The sequence below is a fragment of the Blattabacterium cuenoti genome, from assembly GCF_014252075.1.
GTDB lineage: Bacteria > Bacteroidota > Bacteroidia > Flavobacteriales > Blattabacteriaceae > Blattabacterium > Blattabacterium cuenoti_AC.
The window spans coordinates 378,468-398,163 of the sequence record NZ_CP059209.1; the positions used below are offsets into that span (position 1 = coordinate 378,468).

At 26.8% G+C, this 19,696-nt stretch carries 17 protein-coding genes; 3 read left to right on the forward strand and 14 right to left on the reverse strand.

The window, feature by feature from the left end; genetic code table 11:
* Positions 1-29 precede the first annotated feature (29 nt).
* Positions 30-2,324 (forward strand): transglycosylase domain-containing protein, encoded by a 2,295-nt coding sequence (locus H0H47_RS01795; RefSeq protein WP_185865789.1) that lies wholly within the window; start codon positions 30-32, stop codon positions 2,322-2,324.
* Entirely contained in the window at positions 2,321-3,274 is a 954-nt protein-coding gene (locus H0H47_RS01800; protein WP_185865790.1) for an NAD(P)-dependent oxidoreductase, read from the forward strand. The genes H0H47_RS01795 and H0H47_RS01800 overlap by 4 nt, the downstream gene beginning before the upstream one ends.
* Here H0H47_RS01800 and H0H47_RS03150 read toward each other — a convergent pair.
* Genes H0H47_RS03150 through H0H47_RS01845 form a run of 9 tightly spaced genes read right to left on the reverse strand, consistent with a single transcriptional unit; the run spans position 3,271 to position 13,664 of the window.
* Positions 3,271-4,743: a TSUP family transporter gene (locus tag H0H47_RS03150; protein ID WP_185865791.1), complete on the reverse strand. Its 1,473-nt coding sequence runs from the start codon at positions 4,741-4,743 to the stop codon at positions 3,271-3,273. The genes H0H47_RS01800 and H0H47_RS03150 overlap by 4 nt on opposite strands.
* Before the next feature lie 6 nt (positions 4,744-4,749).
* Positions 4,750-6,423 carry an NADPH-dependent assimilatory sulfite reductase hemoprotein subunit gene (locus H0H47_RS01810; protein ID WP_185865792.1) on the reverse strand — a complete coding sequence of 558 codons (1,674 nt, stop codon included), beginning with the start codon at positions 6,421-6,423 and terminating at the stop codon, positions 4,750-4,752.
* Between the two features lie 31 nt (positions 6,424-6,454).
* Positions 6,455-8,158, reverse strand: coding sequence for a diflavin oxidoreductase (locus H0H47_RS01815; RefSeq protein WP_238785076.1), 1,704 nt, complete (start codon positions 8,156-8,158; stop codon positions 6,455-6,457).
* 9 nt (positions 8,159-8,167) lie between these two features.
* The gene (gene cobA, locus H0H47_RS01820) at positions 8,168-8,959 is read right to left on the reverse strand and encodes a uroporphyrinogen-III C-methyltransferase (protein ID WP_185865794.1); all 792 of its coding nucleotides are present in this window, start codon (positions 8,957-8,959) and stop codon (positions 8,168-8,170) included.
* Positions 8,956-9,867, reverse strand: a complete 912-nt coding sequence (gene cysK, locus H0H47_RS01825) for a cysteine synthase A (protein WP_185865795.1) — start codon at positions 9,865-9,867, stop codon at positions 8,956-8,958. Before cysK ends, cobA begins: the two co-directional genes overlap by 4 nt.
* A gap of 17 nt (positions 9,868-9,884) precedes the next feature.
* A complete protein-coding gene (locus tag H0H47_RS01830) occupies positions 9,885-10,709 on the reverse strand; it encodes a serine O-acetyltransferase (protein ID WP_185865796.1) in 825 nt (274 codons plus the stop codon).
* A 14-nt stretch (positions 10,710-10,723) separates the two neighbouring features.
* Positions 10,724-11,977 (reverse strand): sulfate adenylyltransferase subunit 1, encoded by a 1,254-nt coding sequence (locus H0H47_RS01835; RefSeq protein ID WP_185865797.1) that lies wholly within the window; start codon positions 11,975-11,977, stop codon positions 10,724-10,726.
* A 10-nt stretch (positions 11,978-11,987) separates the two neighbouring features.
* A complete protein-coding gene (gene cysD / locus H0H47_RS01840) occupies positions 11,988-12,896 on the reverse strand; it encodes a sulfate adenylyltransferase subunit CysD (protein ID WP_185865798.1) in 909 nt (302 codons plus the stop codon).
* A 33-nt stretch (positions 12,897-12,929) separates the two neighbouring features.
* A complete protein-coding gene (locus H0H47_RS01845; RefSeq protein ID WP_185865799.1) occupies positions 12,930-13,664 on the reverse strand; it encodes a phosphoadenylyl-sulfate reductase in 735 nt (244 codons plus the stop codon).
* Positions 13,665-13,818: 154 nt separating this feature from the next.
* On the opposite strand from H0H47_RS01845, the gene H0H47_RS01850 reads away from it, so the two are divergent.
* On the forward strand, positions 13,819-15,048 hold the full coding sequence (locus H0H47_RS01850) for an NADP-dependent isocitrate dehydrogenase (RefSeq protein ID WP_185865800.1): 1,230 nt from the start codon (positions 13,819-13,821) through the stop codon (positions 15,046-15,048).
* On the opposite strand, the gene H0H47_RS01855 is transcribed toward H0H47_RS01850, so the two are convergent.
* The 5 genes from H0H47_RS01855 to menB form a co-directional block, all read right to left on the reverse strand.
* Entirely contained in the window at positions 15,019-16,104 is a 1,086-nt protein-coding gene (locus H0H47_RS01855; protein ID WP_185865801.1) for an AMP-binding protein, read from the reverse strand. The genes H0H47_RS01850 and H0H47_RS01855 overlap by 30 nt on opposite strands.
* A 4-nt stretch (positions 16,105-16,108) precedes the next feature.
* Entirely contained in the window at positions 16,109-17,119 is a 1,011-nt protein-coding gene (locus H0H47_RS01860) for an enolase C-terminal domain-like protein (protein WP_238785077.1), read from the reverse strand.
* Between the two features lie 106 nt (positions 17,120-17,225).
* Complete coding sequence (locus H0H47_RS01865; protein ID WP_185865802.1) at positions 17,226-17,921, reverse strand: metal-dependent hydrolase; 696 nt, start codon at positions 17,919-17,921, stop codon at positions 17,226-17,228.
* A 5-nt stretch (positions 17,922-17,926) separates the two neighbouring features.
* Entirely contained in the window at positions 17,927-18,832 is a 906-nt protein-coding gene (gene menA / locus H0H47_RS01870) for a 1,4-dihydroxy-2-naphthoate octaprenyltransferase (RefSeq protein ID WP_185865803.1), read from the reverse strand.
* Positions 18,829-19,659 carry a 1,4-dihydroxy-2-naphthoyl-CoA synthase gene (gene menB / locus H0H47_RS01875; RefSeq protein WP_185865804.1) on the reverse strand — a complete coding sequence of 277 codons (831 nt, stop codon included), beginning with the start codon at positions 19,657-19,659 and terminating at the stop codon, positions 18,829-18,831. Before menB ends, menA begins: the two co-directional genes overlap by 4 nt.
* Positions 19,660-19,696: the final 37 nt, after the last annotated feature.

Consider the following 19,696-nt stretch of genomic DNA (forward strand, 5'->3'; position numbering starts at 1 on the left):
TGTTTATTATATGCTAATAAATTTTTTACGTGTATAAAAAGAGTATAAAATCTTATTTTTATGTATTTATTTTTTATTTTTGGTTTTTATTTTTTATAGGAATAAGTACTATTTTTTTGATTTTTTATGCAGCTTCTAAAGGTTATTTGGGAGCTTTGCCTAGTACTAAAGATATAGAGAATCCTGCTATGGAAATAGGATCGGAAGTATATGACTCTAATGGGATACTTTTGGGAAGATTTTTTTCTGAAAATAGAACTTTAATTACTTATAAACAACTTCCTAAAGATCTTGTTAATGCTTTAATAGCAAAAGAAGATATTCGTTTTAAATATCATTCTGGGATTGACGCTAAATCTCTTCTTAGAGCGATTCTTTCACTAGGAAAAAAGGGAGGCGGGAGTACCATCTCTCAGCAACTAGCAAAACTTCTTTTTACAGGACCGTCTGCAAAAAATAAATTACAAAGAATTCATCAGAAACTTTTAGAATGGGTTATGGCTATTGAATTGGAGAAACGTTATACTAAAGAAGAAATTATTACGATGTATTATAATAAATTTGATTTTTTATATAATGCAAAAGGAATAGAAACAGCAGCTCACACTTATTTTAATAAAAAAGTTTCTGAACTTAATTTAGGAGAATGTGCTACATTGGTTGGGATGTTAGAAAATCCTTCTTTATATAATCCTAAAAATTATCCTAAAAGAGCAAAAAAACAAAGAAATTTAGTTTTATCTCAAATGAGGAAATACAATCTTTTAAATCCATTTAAATATAAAAAAGAGTTGGAAAAACCTGTAAAAATTAATTTTAAAATACAAAAAAAAGATTTTGAATTGCTTACTTATTATGGTGAATTTTTAAAAAAAGAAATTCAAGAAACTTTAGATGAACATGAAAATAAAACTGGACAAAAACTGAATCTTTATTCTAGTGGATTAAAAATATATACATCTATTGATGCAAGAATGCAAGATTATGCAGAAAAAGCAGTCAAAAAACACCTCAGTAAATTGCAGATTTTATTCAATCATTTTCAAAAAAAAAATAAAAATGCTCCATTTTTGAATATATCTCAAGAAAAAACAAAAAGAATATTAATGTCTGCTATGCATAGGACTTCTCTTTACCAAGATTTGAAACAAAAAGGATTAGCAGAAGAAGAAATTTTAGAAAGATTTCAAAAACCACAATCAATAAAATTGTTTACTTGGAATGGCCCAAAAAAAGTATTAATGTCTCCATGGGATTTTGTTCGCTATCAAAAAAGTATTATTCAAGCAGGTTTGTTATCTATAGAACCATCTACTGGATTTATAAAAGCATGGGTAGGGGGAATAGATTTCAATTATTTTCAATATGATCATGTGGCACAAACACAACGTCAAGTTGGTTCTGTTTTCAAACCTATTTTATATGCTACTGCCATTAATGAATTGCATTATAATCCTTGTACAAAAATTTCAAATGAAAAATTCCATTTAGGAAAATGGAGTCCGAGGAATTCTAATGGAAAATATGGAGGAGTACTCACGTTAAAAGATGGGTTAGCATTATCTGTGAATACAATTTCAGCCAGATTGATATCAAAAATCACTCCAGGTCCAGTAATTAGTTTAGCAAAACAAATGGGAATAAAATCTATAATTCCTGAACATCCATCTATAGCGCTTGGTTCTGCAGATCTAACATTGTATGAAATGACAGGAGCATTCAACACATTTACTAATTTTGGTTTTTACGTAAAGCCCAGTATTTTAGTTAAAATAGAGGATGAAAATGGAAATTTAATCAAAGAGAATATAGATCTTAGTAGAAAACAAGTTTTTAGCGAAGAAGTTGCATATATTATGTTAAAAATAATGCAAGGAGTTATTAAATATGGAACCGCTAAGAGATTACAAAAATATAATTTTATAGGAGAAATAGCAGGAAAAACTGGGACAACTAATGAAAACTCAGATGGATGGTTCATAGGGATGGTTCCAAATTTAACTACTGGAGTTTGGGTTGGTTGGGAAGATAGATTTTCCCATTTCGAAAATATTAAATTGGGTCAGGGGGCGAATATGGCGTTGCCTATATGGGCCTATTATATGAAAAGTTTATATGAAGATATTAATCTGATTTATAATGATCAATTATTTTTTCATAAACCTAAAAATTATCAATATAATTGGGATCAATGTGAGGAAAATCATGTGTTCAAAGAAGAAGAAAATATTATTGAAGAAAAAGAAAATAAAAATTCTTTGAAAGAAATTATAAATATTAATGAAAATTTAAATAATGAAAATAATAAAGATTACGATAAATGATCAAAAGAATATTAATTTTAGAAAAAAATCATCCTTTTATTATATACAAACTAAAAAAAGAAGGATTTATTTGTGATGAAAATTATTATGATTCAACCGATAAAATTGATATATCTGTGTATGACGGAGTCATTTTAAGAAGCAGATTAAAAATAGATAAAAAATTTATTAAAAAAGCTAAAAAACTAAAATTTATAGCTAGGATTGGATCTGGAATAGAAAATATAGACAAAGATTATGCTTTAAAAAGAGGGATTTCTTTGATTTCTTCTCCAGAAGGAAATAAAGATGCTGTAGCAGAACATGCTATAGGAATGCTTTTATGCATCATGAACCATATTATTCCTTCTCATCAACAAATTATTAAAAAAGGAAAATGGGAGAGAGAAAATAATAGAGGAATGGAAATCATGGGAAAAACAATAGGAATTATTGGATATGGAAATACTGGAAAATCTTTTGCAAAAAAACTTTCAGGATTTGATGCTAGAATATTATGTTATGATATATTACCAAGAATAGGAGATAGTTATGCAATGCAAGTTGATATGAGTACAATTTTTAAAAAATCAGATATAATCAGTTTACATGTTCCTTATACAAAGGAAACAAAAGGAATGATTAATTATGATTTTATAAAAAAATTTTACAAACCTATTTATTTAATAAATACTTCTCGTGGAGGATGTGTTTTAACAAATCATTTAGTCAGAGGATTAAAAAACGGAAAAATATATGGAGCCTGTTTAGATGTATTAGAGTATGAAAATTCTTCTTTTGAAAATATTTTTCATAATCATAAACTTCCTAAAAGTTTTTTTGATCTCATTCATTCTAATAAAGTTGTATTAACTCCACATGTTTCTGGATGGACTAAAGAATCTAAATCAAAAATGGATAAAAAAATTGTCGAAAAAATTATTTTATTAAACAATGAAATTTACTCTTAATTGAAAAAACAATTATACAAAATCCTCACACTCCATATAATCACCAAAATTCCTATAGAATGACACATAATTTTTATAGGAAGCTTACCGGATATCTTTGCTGCTAAAGGAGCAGCAAATAACCCTCCAAAAACTAATCCAAAAACTATTTTCCAGTAGTTTATTCCTAATAAAGAAAGAAAAGTCAAAGTACTCGAAAGAGTTACAAAAAATTCAGATAAACTTACCGATCCTATAACATATTTTGGAGTTCTTCCCTTTGATATTAAAGTGCTAGTAACAAAAGGACCCCATCCTCCTCCTACAAAAGAATCTAAAAAACCTCCACATCCTGCAAGCAATCCTATATTACTAGTTTTTTTGTGATCCTTTTTCCATGTTTTTAACAAAATTTTAACTCCAAAGAAAAAAGTATAAGAAGCTAACATGGGTTTAATATAAGTTGCGTAACTTTCTCCAAATTTAGCAAGAAAAAAAGCTCCAACAATAGAACCAATAACTCCTGGGATAAGTAATATTTTAAATAACTTTTTATTTACATTTCCCATTTTATAATGACTCAATCCAGATATTCCGCTGGAAAATATCTCTGCAGTATGTATACTAGCGCTGATTGAAGGAAGTGGTATCCCAAAAGAAAGCAATATGGTCGTACAAGTTAGACCATACCCCATTCCTATGGCTCCATCAACAAGTTGTGCAAAAAAACCAGTAAACATTAAATATAAAAAACTTTGATTAAAATGATCCAATATTTTTTGAAAAAAAAAACTTTTTGTTAAGATCTGTAGAAAAAAACTTATGATAATAATAAATCCTATTATAAGAAATAAATATTTTATTAAATTTTTTTGTGATTTCTTTTTTTTCAATGATGTTTTTTTAATAACCCATTTTTCAGTTATTGAATTGAGAATTTTCACTTTATATTCAAAATTTCCTTTTAATTTTTTTCGTATTTCACACATATTTATCAAGACGTCATCTAATTCATGTGGTAACACATCTATAAAAATTTCTTTTAAACGTTTAGCTATTGTAGGAGATTTTCCATTAGTAGAAATAGCTATCTTTAAATTTCCTTTTTGGACGATAGATCCCATATAAAAATCACAAAGATCAGGTTTATCAGGAACATTAACTAACTTATGCATTCTTTTTGCATCTTTTTTTATTTTTTCACTTAAGATAGGATCATTTACAGCAACAATAATAATATCCATATTTTCCAAATCAGAAGAAACATAAAATTTTTTATTTAATTTTATAAAACTGAATAATTTAGCTGTTTGATAAATCTTTTGATTTATTTGATCAGCTATTAAATTAATTTTTGTATCAGGGCTATTTCTTAATATGGTATTTAATTTTTCTAAAGCCGTTTTTCCTCCACCAACAATCAAAAGAGAAAGTTTATCTAAATGTAAAAAAATAGGAAACAATTTATTCTTCTCTTTATTTATCATCATAAATTATTAAACTACCCATTTTTTTCTGATAGAAAAATTTCCAAATTTTTCTCCTGAAAACTTTTCTTTTTGAAAACAATCAAAAATTTGATCAAGTTCTTTTAAAATAGAAGATTCATCCATATTCTTTTTATAAAGTTTATTCAGACGAGTTCCCTCATGATTAGCTCCCAAATAAAGATTGTATTTTCCATAAGAAACTCCTATAAATCCTATTTCAGCTAAATAGGGACGAGAACAGCCATTAGGGCATCCGGTCATACGAATAATTATATCTTCTTTTTCCAATCTATATTTATTCAAAATAATTTCTATTTTAGATATCAAACTAGGAAAATAACGTTGTCCTTCTGCTAAAGCTAAAGGACATGTGTTGAACGCTACACAAGCCATAGAATTTTTTCTTATAGAAGACAATCCATTCATATAATCATGAATTCCATATTTTCGAAAAATAGATTGTATTTTATTTTTATTTTTTTCGTCAATATGAGTTAATGTCAAATTTTGATTGCAAGTAAATGAAAAATTACATATTTCATATTCCGCTATCTTTAACAAAGCAGATTTCAATTTCAAGTTTTCATTATCAAAAATTAATCCATTTTCTATAAAAAATGTATAATTCCACAATTTTTGATAATCTTGAATCCACCCAAAATAATCACGTCTTTCTGTAAAAAGAAAATATTTTTTTTCTTGCAAAGAAAATCCAATTCTATTTTCTAATTCTTTTTTAAACCAATTTATTCCATAATTATCTATAGTATATTTTAAACGGGATAATTTACGATCGCTTCTGTTTCCATAATCACGTTGGATAGTCAAAATTTCATATACTATTTTTAGTATTTGATCTTCAGAATCAGAAAAACCAATAACAGTTCCTAACCTAGAATAGGTTTTAGAATTCCCATGAGTAGTAGATAATCCGCCTCCAACAGATATGTTAAAACCTTTTAATATTTTAGATTTTTTATCAAGGATAGCAATTAAACCTATATCATTAGCAAAAACGTCAACGTCATTATTAGGAGGAATAGCTATAGCTATTTTGAATTTTCTAGGCAAATAAGTTTCTTTATAAAGAGGGTCTTTATCTTCTTTTTTTTCATATATCTTATTTTTATCTAACCAAATATCATAGTAAGCATTCGTTTTAGGAAGTAACATATTGCTAATTTTAGTAGCATAGTTCAAAATTTTTTCACGAGAGTATTTTTTATCTATATAGGTACTGCATACCACATTTCTATTAACATCTCCACATGTAGCAATAGAATCCAATTTATGAATATTAAAAAATTGAATAGTTGGTCTTATTTTAGATTTTATCAATCCGTGTAATTGAATTGTTTGTCTAGTCGTTATTTTAATAACTCCAGTTGAATTTTTTTCTGAAATATTATGAATAGCTATCCATTTTTTATGATTGATAAGCCCCCCTGGAATTCTAAGACGTATCATAAAAGAATATAATCTTTCCAATTTTTTTTTAGATCTTTCTTCTCTTATATCTCTATCATCTTGTTGATACAATCCATGAAATTTAATAACAACCTGATCTTCATTATAAATACCTCCAGATAATTCATCCTGTAAACTCTCTAAAATAGTTCCTCTAAGTCCTAAGCTTTCTTTTTTTATTTTTTCTTCTTTTGTTATCCGAGATGTCTTCATGTCTACAAAATTTAATTTTTCATCAACTTTTTTAGTATACGTCTTTTAAATATCTTCCATCTTTTTTCATTTCTTTTATAAAATATTCTGGATCTTTTCCTCCTTCTTTCTCTATTACACGAAATATCATTTTTTCAACATCTATGCTCATAGGAGTTTTTTTTCCACAAACATAGATGTATGCTCCATTTTTTATCCATGAAAAAAATTCTGTTCTATTTTCCCATATTTTATCTTGTACATATATTCTTTTTCCTTGATCTCTCGAAAAAGAGAGATTTACACGATTAATAATTCCTTTTCTTTTCCAATTTTGTATTTCTGTTTGATACAAAAAATCTGCATAAAAATGTTGATCTCCAAAAAATAACCAATTTCTTCCCGTTGCTTCCATCGCTTCTCTTTCATATAAAAAAGAACGAAAAGGAGCTATTCCTGTTCCGGGACCAATAAGAATTATGTCTATTTCAGGATTTTTTGGTAATCTAAACAATTGATTCCTATGAATAAAAAAAGAGAATTTTTCTCCTTCTTTTAACTTAGATAAAAAATCAGAGCAATGACCATATACAGTTTCTCCATTCAATTGAAATCGATGACGAGATACAGTAATATGTATTTCATTATGATGAGCTTTAGGAGAAGAAGAAATGGAATAAAATCTTGGTTTTATAGGGTCCATTATTTTTATTAAATCTCTTAATGAAAATTCCTTTTTTATAGGAAATTCTTTCAAAAGATCAATTAGTTTCCATTTTTGATTATAAGGAATATTTTTTTTTTCAGATAAAAAAGAATATTTTCTTAAAAAATTATCTGATAAATGAAAAATATTCAATTCTTTTTTGATAATATTAAATATATTTTTTTCATATTCTTCATTTTTTCTATCTTTTGATAGATACTCTATAATATTATATGTTTCATTCGAAGGGTTTTCAGGAAAAATGCCTATAGAATCACCCGGAAGATATTTAATTTCATTTTGAACAGAAATTTCAATATGATAAATTTCTTTATTAGACCCTCTTTTTTTATCACTTAAAAGTATATTATTCAAAACTTTTCCACATACTTTTTTTCTTCTATCTTTTGTATTTTGTTCATATTTTTTTTTTTGAAAAAAATTCAAAATTTCGAAAAACCATTTATCGGATTCTTCTTCATAATCTACATCACATTTATGCAATGGAATGATTCTGATTGCTCCTATGTTATGCAAACGTTTATCTACATCAACTCCTGCTTTACAAAAATAAGAATAAGATTTATCTCCTAAAGCTAACACACTATATTTCAATTTATTTATACTAAGATTTTGATTTTTATGAATAAAATCAAAAAAAGATCTTGCGGAAGAAGGAGGCTCTCCTTCTCCATGTGTACTAATTATTACGAATAAATAATCTTCTTTTTCTAAATCTTGCAAACGATATTGATCTAAGCTTATCAATTTCATTTGCAACTTTTTATTTTTGGCTTTTTGATAAATGTCAAAAGCTAAATTTTTGGCATTTCCTGTTTCCGTTCCATAAACTAACGTTATTTTTTTCTCCGTTATTTTTTCCTCTTTATTTAATTTATTATAAGATTTTTTAGTATTAGAAGATAATAATCCAGACATATATCCACACATCCAAATAATCTCTTCTATAGAGGACTCTTTGATTAACTTAAAAAATGTTTTGTTATTTGATTCAGATAACATTTTATTTAATTTTATAAAAGAAAACATTAATAAATATCACTCAAAATAATTTTTTTTATCCAAAACATCAGAATTAAAAAACCATTTGAAATAATGATGCAGCCCCACAATTTTACCTAAAATGACTAAAGAAGGAGACATAAAATGATTTTTTTCTTTTATTAATTTTTTACAATTATAAAGATGACTTGTATACACTTTTTGCATAGGGGTAGTGGCTTGTTCTATTATAGCTACTAATTTATTCATACAAAAAAAATCTTTGTTTTTTGTCAATTTATCAAAGACTTCATATAATTTCTGAATGCACATATAAAAAACTAAAGTGTCTTTAGTTTTGATAAAATCTATCCACTGATTGGAATTGATAGAATCTGGATTATGAAGAGTTATAAAACGGACAGAAGAAGCATACCCTCTTGCTGTAAGAGGTATTCCAGCATAAGCAGCAGCACCTAAAGCAGATGTTACTCCAGGAATAATTTCATAAGGAATATCATATTTTTTTAATTCCATTAATTCGTCCATAATATTGGAAAAAATAGAAACATCTCCTCCTTTTAATCTAACTACATATTTTCCTTTCAAAGCATAGTGAATTAATATCTTGTTGATTTTTTTTTGAGAAAAATCAGTTTTTTGTATGGAATTTTTTCCCACAAAAACGAATTTTCTTTTATAGTTAGAATATTTTTTAATAATTTCAGGACTCACAAGACGATCAACCAAAACTATTTCTGATTTTTTCAAATGATTCATAGCTTTTACAGTAATCAAATCAGGATCTCCTGGTCCTGCTGAAATAAAAATTACTTTTTTTGTTGTCATAAAAAAAGATTATCAACTGACAGATATCTTTCTCCAGTATCATAATTAAACGTCAATATTATAGATTTTTCGGAAAAATTAGATAATTGTTGATCTATAGCAGACAGGACTGCTCCTGTAGAGATTCCAACAAGAATTCCTTCTTTTTTTGCTATTTTACGAACAAAAATAAAAGCATCTTCTTTTGAGACTAAAAAAGATCCATCTAATATTTTGACATTCAAAATGGAAGGAATAAAACCAGCACCTAATCCTTGTAAAAAATGTGAATTTGCCTCTCCTCCAAATATCACTGAAGACTCCACAGGTTCCACTGAAAAAATTTTTAGATTCGGATATTTTTTTTTTAATACTTCTCCTATCCCAGTAATATGTCCACCAGTTCCAACTCCTGTAATAAAATAATCTATTCCTTCAGGAAAATCATCTATGATTTCTTTTGCTGTTGTCTCTCTATGAATATTGGGATTAGATATATTATCAAATTGTTTCGGCATCCATGAATTAGGAATTGTATCAATTAGTTCTTCTGCTTTTTTAATAGACCCCTTCATTCCATCTTCTCTTGGAGTCAAGATAAATTTTGCTCCGAAAATGGAAAATAATTTTCTTCTTTCAACACTCATAGATTCTGGCATTACTAAAATAAGACTATAACCTTTAACAGAACAAACCATAGCTAATCCTATCCCTGTATTTCCAGAAGTAGGTTCTATAATAAGATCTCCTTTATGAAGCGCTCCTTTTTTTTCAGCATCTTCTATCATCGATAAAGCTATTCTATCTTTTATACTTCCTCCTGGATTATTTTTTTCTAATTTCATCCAGACTTGGTGGTTCGGATATAATTTATTCAGACGAACATGAGGTGTATTTCCAATAGTTTTTAAAATACTATCAACTTTCATTTATTTTATTTTTTTTATTATATCATAAAATTAATAGGATCAGGAAAAGGACTATTATTTCTCATTTTTATTTCGCTTTTTTGATATACTATAGAAAAAGGAGGAACACTTCGTGTTAACCAAACATTTCCTCCAATTACACTATCATGACCTATTATGGTTTCTCCTCCTAAAATCGTAGCTCCTGCATAAATAGTAACTTGATCTTCTATAGTAGGATGACGTTTTTTATTAGATAACTTTTTATCCACATGAATTGCTCCTAAAGTAACTCCTTGATATATTTTAACTTTATTTCCTATTTTTGTACTGGAACCTATAACTATTCCTGTTCCATGATCAATTGCAAAAGATTTCCCTATTTCTGCAGAAGCATGAATATCTACTCCAGTTTTACTGTGTGCATATTCTGTAATCAATCTTGGAATAATTGGAATTTTCTGAATCCAAAATTGATGAGCTATTCTGTATAATGCAGTGGCAAAAAAGCCAGGATAAGAAATAAAAATTTCTTCTACAATTGTTGCTGCAGGATCAGATTCCAAGATAGCATAAGCGTCTATTATCAATGTTTGATAAATATTGGGAAGTTCTTCAAAAAATTTTTTAGAAAGATTATTAGAATCTTTTTGATTGATATTTAATTCAAGAAAAATTTCATATAAAAGATTAAAGAGTTTTTTATAATTTTCTTTGATAAGAATTGTATTTTGTAAAATATATCGATCGGAAGTAAATAGAAAATTAAATAAAGCTTCTATAAAATCCTCAGATTTTTTTTTATTAGGAAAAGGATTTCTTTTTTTCTTATCTTCAAATATAATATTTAAAAAATCTAACATTTATTTAATTTAATTTATTGAATCATACAAGCCGCCACTGTAGAATAATTTGTTTCATCTATTAAAATGCAAGATCCATTTTCTTTTATTTTTTTATAAGGATCATGTGGAACAGGGACAGATGTTTTCACTTTTACTTTGACTAAATCATTCAATCCAGCATGATCTGGTGTATTTTCTTTTTTTAGAGTATTCACATCTATACGATAAGAAATATTTTTGATAAGAACTGAAACTTGAAAACTGTGAATTTGAAATAAATACTTATTTCCATTTTTTAATATTTTATTTGACATCCAGCAAATAATCATATCAAATTCTTGAGAAAAAATAGGGAGGTCTTCATTTTTTTTCACTATAAGATCTCCGCGAGAAACGTCTATTTCATCTTCTAAATACATAACTATACTCTGTGGAGAAAATCCTTCTTCTATTCTTAATCCACTTTTTTCTATTCTTTTTATAAATGTTCTATTTTTAGAGGGATAAATGATTACTTCATCCCCAATTTTATATATTCCACTAATAATTTTACCAGCATATCCACGAGATAGATCCTCCTTATTATTGGAACGAATGACATATTGAATAGGATATCTAGAAGCTTTTAAATAAGTTTTTTTTTGAATAACAACATTTTCTAATAAAGAAAGAAGACTCGGTCCAGTATACCATTTCATATGATATGATTTATCCACTACATTATCTCCGTTTTTTGCACTAATAGGAATCATGTCTACGTCCTTTAACCCGACTCTTCTAGCAGTAACTTGATACTTATTAATAATCGATTTATAAATACGATCATCATAATTAATTAAATCCATTTTGTTAATAGCAAGTATAATTTTTGGAATATTGAGCAACCCAAGAATTAAAGAATGTCTTTGTGTTTGTTCTACAATTCCATGACATGCATCAATCAAAACAATAGCCAAATCTATATGAGAGGCCCCTGTTACCATATTTCTAGTGTATTGAATATGTCCTGGAACATCAGCTATAATAAATTTTCTTTTAGATGTAGAAAAATATTTATAGGCAACATCAATAGTTATACCTTGTTCTCTCTCGGCTCTTAATCCATCAGTAAACAGAGATAAATCGATTTTCTTTTTTTGATTATTTCCATGTTTTTTTATACTTTTTTCTGTGACTATAGATAATTGGTCCATAAGTATAGAATGACTATCGTACAATAATCGTCCAATAAGAGTACTTTTCCCATTATCTACGCTACCTGATGTCATAAATCTTAAAGTGTCCATTATGAATTTTTTAAAAGTATCCTTGTTTTTTTCTATCTTCCATAGCTGTTTCAGAAAAAGAATCGTCTATTCTGGTTTGACCTCTTTCACTTATTTTTGTATTTAAAAGTTCTTGAATTATTTGTTCAACATTAGTAGCCATTGATTCTATAGCTGCTGTGCAAGTCATATCTCCTATAGTACGATAACGTAATTTTTTGATGTGGACAACCTCATCAGGATTGGGTTTAATCAAATCAGATATTGCCATCCATTTTCCTCGAATATTAATAGCTCTTCTTTCATGCGAAAAATAAATGGAAGGCAATAAAATATTTTCTTTTTTTATATAATTCCATACATCTATTTCTGTCCAATTACTAATTGGAAAAACTCTCACATTTTCTCCTTTATATATTTTTCCATTATAAATATTCCATAATTCAGGTCTTTGCAGTTTAGGATCCCAGAATCCAAATTCATTTCTAATAGAAAAAATTCTTTCTTTGGATCTTGCTTTTTCTTCATCTCTACGTCCTCCTCCAATACATGCATCAAATTGAAATTCTTCAATAGTATCTATCAACGTATAAGATTGTAAAACATTCCTATTGGGAAATCTTCCTTTAGGCTCAGATAAATTTCTTTGAACTATAGTTTTTTCTACTTTTCGTATAATAATTTCTTCTTTAATTTCTTTTACTAGCCAATTTCTAAATTCCAATGTTTCAGGAAAATTATATCCAGTATCAATATGAACTAAAGGAAATGGTATTTTTCCAGGTTTAAAAGCTTTTAAGGCTAAATGAACTAATAAAATAGAGTCTTTTCCTCCAGAAAATAACAAACACGGTTTATCAAACTGTCCTGCTACTTCCCTATAAATATGAATAGATTCTGATTCTAATTCTTCTAAATAATTTAAATAATAAGTTTTCATGTTTCTCCATTTTGTGTAATTTTTTTTGAATTTTTACTTTTTAGTGTGTAACCCACATTCTTTTTTTATAGTGTCATCCTCCCACCACCAACGCCCACTTCGATAGCTCTCCCCAAATTTAACTGAACGAGTACATGGAGAACATCCTATGCTTAAAAAACCTTTGTCGTATAAAGGATTATAAGGAATTTTGTATTTTTTTACCATTTTCTCTATACTTTCTAATTTCCAATCATAAAGAGGATGATATTTAATCAAATGATATTTTGAATCCCATTCCAAATAATTTAGTTTTTTTCTCTCTACAGAATGTTCTGCTCGCAATCCGGTGACCCATACAAAGTTTCCTTTTAAAGCTCTTTTTAGTGGTTCTACTTTACGTAAAAAACAACATTTTACTCTATTTTTTACATTATCATAAAATGAATTTGGTCCATTTTCTGACAAAAATTTCTCCAAACTATCTTGATTAGGAGAATAAGCAGAAATAGAATATCCATAAAATTTATTTGTATCTTTCCAAACTTTATAAGTTTCTTCAAACAATCTTCCTGTATCTAAAGTGAATATTTTTATGGGAATTTTATTTGATAAAATAAAATGAGAAATTAATTGATCTTCAATGTTAAAACTTGTAGAAAAAACTATTTTTCCTGGAAAAAAATTTGAAAGAGTTCTTAATTTATCCTCTACAGAAGTGGACTTAATTTCTTTTGAAAGATCAGATAAACATTCTTGTGATGAAACTTTCCATTTCATATTTTTCATTCATTACCATAAAAACAAAAAACCCTTCGAATCATTCAAAGGGATGTCAGATAGATACAAAATCTATTCTTTTCACACAAATATAAGAATTTTATTATTAAATATTTTGATAAAAATATGTAATATTATTTTGTTTAAAAAATTTTGTAATCCCATGAAAAAAATTAAAGTAAATAATCCTATAGTAGAAATAGATGGAGATGAGATGGCCAGAATTATATGGAAATATATTAAAAAGTATTTTATTCTTCCTTACTTAGATATGGAGATCATTTATTTCGATCTAGAAATAAAAAATAGAAATCTTACCAATGATCAAATAACCATAAACGCTGCTTATGCCATAAAAAAATATAATGTTGGAATTAAATGTGCAACAATAACGCCAGATGAAGATAGGATGAAGGAATTTCATTTGAAAAAAATGTGGAAATCTCCAAATGGAACTATACGAAACATTATTAATGGAACTGTTTTCAGAGAACCTATCATAGTTAATAATATCCCTCGTTTAATACCAAATTGGAAAAATCCTATATGTATAGCCCGTCATGCTTATGCAGACCAATATAAAGCAACAGATTTTACAACTGAGGAAAAAGGAAAACTGTATATTTATTTTATTCCAGATAACAAAAAAAATAAATCAAAAAAATTTGAAATACATCATTTTATGGGCCCTGGAATTGCTATGGGAATGTACAATACGGATCAATCCATATGTGGATTTGCTCGTTCTTGTTTTAATTATTCCATATATAAAAAAATGCCTCTGTTTCTTTCTACCAAGAATACCATTATGAAATCATATGATGGAAAATATAAAAAAATTTTCCAAGATCTATATAACACTGAATTTAAATCAAAATTTGAAGAATTAAAAATTACTTATGAACATCGTTTAATAGATGATATGATAGCAAAAGCAATCAAATCAAATGGAGGATTCATATGGGCTTGTAAAAATTATGATGGGGATGTACAATCTGATTGCATTGCTCAAGGATTTGGATCATTAGGGATGATGACTTCAGTCTTACTTACTCCAGATGGAAAAACCTTAGAATCTGAAGCGGCTCATGGGACTATAACCCGACATTATCGATTATATCAGAAAGGGCAAAAGACCTCTACCAATCCTATTGCTTCTATTTTTTCCTGGACTAGAGGACTTAAACATCGTGCTTTTTTAGATAAAAATATGGATTTGAAATATTTTTCTGAAAAAATGGAAAAAACATGTATAGATTTTATAGAATCCGGAAAAATGACTAAAGATTTGTTTCAATTAGCTTATGGAAATAAATATAACAATGAAAAAAATTATTTAGACACCAAAACCTTTCTTAAAGAATTAAAAATTCTTTTCGATAAAAAAATATAATACAAATATAAAAATTTGTATTTTTTGAATTAATTTATTCATAATCTCTTTTCTTCTCACTTTTCCAAGTGAATTTTCTATAAAATTAGAAAAAAAGAAAATTTTTTTTGGTTTGTGAAATTTATTTTTTCCATTGAAAATAATTTCTGGAAATTTGAGTGGAAAAGGATCTCCCTCAATAACTAATACTATTTCTTCTCCCAAAATTTTATTTGGAATTGAAGATATAAAAAATCGTTTATGAAAAGGAATAAAAGAACTTATTTTTTTTTCTATTAATTCAGGAATAATTTTTATTCCTCCACTATTGATTACATTATCATATCTTCCTTTCCAGTAAAATGTATCATTAGATCTCATATGAACTATATCATTTGTTTGTAAAAAATTCCTAGAACATGGTGATAAAATTTTCAAGCAATTTCTTTTATCTACACTCAAATGTATATCTTGAAATGATTTATAAAAAGTAAATTTATTTGATCCACTAATTTTTCTTAGAGCTACATGACCCAATGTTTCTGTCATTCCATAAGTAGCATAACAAATAGTTGAAATATTTTTTAATTTCCTTTCCAAAAAATTGGAAATGGGACATCCTCCTATTAAAAGAATTTTAATATATTTTAAATATTTTAAACTAAAAAAAACTTGCATGGGAACCATTGATGTAATATCGAAATGTTCTTTGATATTTATTAAAGGATTAGACGATGGAGGAACACAATAAATTTTCCACTTAAAAATCATAGCACGAACTAAAAACATTTTAGCTGCTATAAAATCTGGAGATAAACATAATAAACCTCTTACTCCCCTTTTTTTTAGTTTTAAAAATTCGACAGTTTTTATAGCTCTTTCAAAAAAATGCTTTTTTTTAAAATATATTATTTTTGGAGAACCTGTAGTTCCAGAAGTTGAAACAGATAATATAGATTCATTATTATACCATTTTTTTAAAAATGAAAAAATAGCATTTTTCCAATGAAAATTTCCTTTGAAAAAATTGGAATAAGAATCATTCAATGTTTTTTTAGAAGAAAAATCAATCCACATTTTTTCATTTATTAAAAAAGGAAACTTCCCATTTCATAGATGGATTATACCAAATAGAACCTTTTTTAATTTCTAAAGGAGAACTCCAATTATTCACATACAAAACTCCTGTATTTAATCCATAGACATGAGAATAAATATTTTGATCTTCATATTTTTTTTTCATCATAAAAGCCCATTGAGCAATAGCATTAATACCAATGTTACTTTCTAAAGAAGAACTAATCCACCATTTAATTTTCCTTTTGTTAGCTTCTAATATCCATTCTTTAGTTCCATAAAAACCTCCATTTATACTAGGCTTCAATACCACATATTTAGGAAATATAACATCCAATAATCTTTTTTTATCTTTTAATTTATGAATACCTCCTAATTCTTCGTCTAATGCTATAGGTAATTTTGATTTTTTACAAATTTCTGACATATTTTTCCAATTCCCAGATAATATAGGCTGTTCCATTGAATGAACTATACTTAAATCATAAAGTTTATTTAAACAATACAAAGCTTTTTTAGAATTTTCAAAACAACCATTTGCATCTACACGTATTTTTATAGATGGATATTTTTTTTGAATTATTTTTAATATTAAATACTGATCTTCGAAAGAATCCACGCTAATTTTCATTTTTATAAATGAAAACCCCTTAATAATTTTTCTTTCTATTTCTTTTATTAGATTATCTATATCATTTGTTCTTTCCTTATTTTTTTTAAAGGATTTAAGCCACATCAAAGCATTTACAGATATCCCTTTTTTTCCATGAGTAAATTCTGAGTCATATAATATAGGAAACTTGTTTTTTAAGCTTAAAAAAGCTTGTTCTAATCCAAAAAAAATGGATGAATATGAGATATATTTACGATAATAATGTATTTCTGTTTTTTTTAAAGAAATTACTTTTTTGGAAAGATTTTCTAATTCATTTTTAAAGTGATTTAAATTTTTTGAAACTGATATTTCCAATATTGGATTACATTCTCCTATTCCTATTTTATTATTTTTTTTCAATATAATAAACCAAATAGTATTATAATCAAATATTCTTTTGGAATTAAATATTTTCTTTATAAAAAAAAACTTTTTTTTTTATAAAGAAATTTATTTTATCCATATATTAAATAAATATAGATTCTCCAATTTCTAATAGAATTAGTTCTTTTCCATTTTTATGGAACCTTTTTTTAGCTTCATCTTTATCAATTAGAATTTCTTCAAAAGTATTATAATGAACTCCTAATATTTTCTTGCACTTCAGAAAATCTGAAGCAAGAATTGCTTCTTCTATATCCATCGTATATCTTCCTCCTATTGGTAGGATAGAAAGTTTCAGTTTTCCAAAACTAGGAATAATATGCATTTCACTCGTCAAAGATGTATCTCCCGATATATATAAATTTCCTTCATCTGTATGTAAGAGAAATCCTCCAGGGTTTCCACCATAAGTTCCATCATTAAAAACACTAGAATGAGCTGCCCAAACATATTTTAATTTTCCAAAAGAAAAAGAAATGAAAGATCCATAATTCATTCCACATGTTTTGATTCCTTTTTTTTCAAAATAATTGGAGATCTCATAATTAGAAATAACTAAAGCATTATTAAATTTTTGTGAAAAAAATTCTACATCACATACGTGATCATAATGAGCATGAGTTAACAATATATAATCTACTTTTTTTAAAAGATCAACATATTTCAAGAAATTTTTATTTTGAAAAAGAGGATTTCCAGAAAAAAAAGGATCTATTAATAAATATTTGTCATGTATTTCCAATACACATGTGCTATGAGAAAAAAAAGTGATTTTCATAATTTTTATAAAAAATTGCTGCCCCCTATACTTAATCCATACAAAAAAACAATCAAAACTAGTCTTTTTAACTCCAAGTTAAACAACTTATCATCCTTTAAAAAAAGGATTATTTTAACATGATAAATTAAAAACATGACGACTAATATAAAGAAAATCCATTGGTAAATGGTTTTTTGATTCAAAAAAATAAAAAAAGCTCCTAAAAAAATTGAAATAAATATGGAAATAGCATGATATAATTTTGCACGTTTCATCCCCAACCATCCTGCTATAGTATATTTTCCGTTTTCATAATCATTATTTAAATCTCTCATATTATTTATGTTTAAAACAGCTACATTTAACAACCCCATAGATAATGATAATAAAAACATATCCATATGTAAGGTCTGTGTATATAAAAAATAACTTCCTTCTACTGAAATAAGTCCAAAGAAAATGAAAACAAATAAATCCCCCATTCCTATTATATATCCATAAGGAGAAGATCCAATAGAGTACTTTATAGAACTATAAATACAAACAAAAACTCCTATAAAATAAAATAAAAAAACAAAAATTTTTTTGTATGAAATGCTTTGATAAAGCAATAAAAATCCTGATAAAAAAGATAATATAGAAAACAAATAAATAGCTTTCTTCATTTTCGATAAAGAAATAAGCCCACATTGAATTGTTCTTTTTGGACCTATACGTTTAAAATTATCAACTCCTGTTATGCTATCTCCATAATCATTTGAAAAATTAGCCAATATTTGCAATAATAAAGCTGTAAGGACACAAAAAATGTATATTTTTAAATTGACATGAACTCTAGACTTAGAAACAAGAAAACTTAAAGTTATTCCAGAAAAAGATAAAGGTAAAGTATGTAAACGAGCTGCATAGATCCAATACTTTAATCTCATAAAAACTTTGTAAACTTTTTAAAATCAGGATTTCTTTTTTCTAAAAAAGCTTTCTTTCCTTCTTGAGACTCTTCCATTAAATAAAACATTAAAGTAGCATCTCCTGCTAACTGCATCAATCCATGTTGTCCGTCTAATTCTGCATTTAAACAACGTTTGATCATCCTTATACACATGGAACTTTTTTCCTGTATTATTTTACACCATTTTATGGTTTCTGATTCTAATTTCTTTTGACTGACAACCTTATTGATCAAACCCATTTTCAATGCTTCCTCAGCCGTATATTCTTTACATAAGAACCACATTTCTCGTGTCTTCTTTTGACCTATATTACGAGCTAAATAAGAACATCCAAATCCTCCATCAAAAGAACCTACTTTTGGTCCTACTTGACTAAAAATAGCATTATCAGATGCAATAGTCAAATCGCAAACTACATGTAATACGTTCCCTCCTCCCACAGCATAACCATTTACCATAGCTATAACAGGCTTAGGGAGTTCTCTTATTCTCTTATAGAAATCCAAAATATTCAATCTTATAGTTCCATCTACCCCCAAATAACCACCTAATCCCCTTGTAGTTTGATCCCCTCCAGAACAAAAAGATTTATTTCCAGATCCCGTTACAATTAATATATCAATATCTGTTCTATTTTTGCATATATCCGCAGCATCTATCATTTCATTTACTGTTTCTACACGAAATGCATTATGACACCATGGTCTATTTATTTCTATTTTAGAAATTCCTTTATAAAAAAGAAATAAAATATCTTCATATTTCTTGATTGGAGTCCAATCCATCTCCAAAGTAGAATTCATAACAAATTGATGTTTATTTTTATACTTTTACAAATTA

Bases quoted from the DNA above. Each gene is read 5' to 3' on its own strand.
- H0H47_RS01855 (WP_185865801.1), bottom strand. From the start codon at position 16,104: ATGTGGATTGATTTTTCTTCTAAAAAAACATTGAATGATTCTTATTCC.
- H0H47_RS01815 (WP_238785076.1), bottom strand. From the start codon at position 8,158: ATGTTTTCTTTTATAAAATTAAATAAAATGTTATCTGAATCAAATAAC.
- cysK (WP_185865795.1), bottom strand. From the start codon at position 9,867: ATGAAAGTTGATAGTATTTTAAAAACTATTGGAAATACACCTCATGTT.
- H0H47_RS01850 (WP_185865800.1), top strand. From the start codon at position 13,819: ATGAAAAAAATTAAAGTAAATAATCCTATAGTAGAAATAGATGGAGAT.
- menB (WP_185865804.1), bottom strand. From the start codon at position 19,659: ATGAATTCTACTTTGGAGATGGATTGGACTCCAATCAAGAAATATGAA.
- H0H47_RS03150 (WP_185865791.1), bottom strand. From the start codon at position 4,743: ATGATGATAAATAAAGAGAAGAATAAATTGTTTCCTATTTTTTTACAT.
- H0H47_RS01800 (WP_185865790.1), top strand. From the start codon at position 2,321: ATGATCAAAAGAATATTAATTTTAGAAAAAAATCATCCTTTTATTATA.
- H0H47_RS01835 (WP_185865797.1), bottom strand. From the start codon at position 11,977: ATGGACACTTTAAGATTTATGACATCAGGTAGCGTAGATAATGGGAAA.
- cobA (WP_185865794.1), bottom strand. From the start codon at position 8,959: ATGACAACAAAAAAAGTAATTTTTATTTCAGCAGGACCAGGAGATCCT.
- H0H47_RS01865 (WP_185865802.1), bottom strand. From the start codon at position 17,921: ATGAAAATCACTTTTTTTTCTCATAGCACATGTGTATTGGAAATACAT.
- menA (WP_185865803.1), bottom strand. From the start codon at position 18,832: ATGAGATTAAAGTATTGGATCTATGCAGCTCGTTTACATACTTTACCT.
- cysD (WP_185865798.1), bottom strand. From the start codon at position 12,896: ATGAAAACTTATTATTTAAATTATTTAGAAGAATTAGAATCAGAATCT.
- H0H47_RS01845 (WP_185865799.1), bottom strand. From the start codon at position 13,664: ATGAAAAATATGAAATGGAAAGTTTCATCACAAGAATGTTTATCTGAT.
- H0H47_RS01810 (WP_185865792.1), bottom strand. From the start codon at position 6,423: ATGAAGACATCTCGGATAACAAAAGAAGAAAAAATAAAAAAAGAAAGC.
- H0H47_RS01830 (WP_185865796.1), bottom strand. From the start codon at position 10,709: ATGTTAGATTTTTTAAATATTATATTTGAAGATAAGAAAAAAAGAAAT.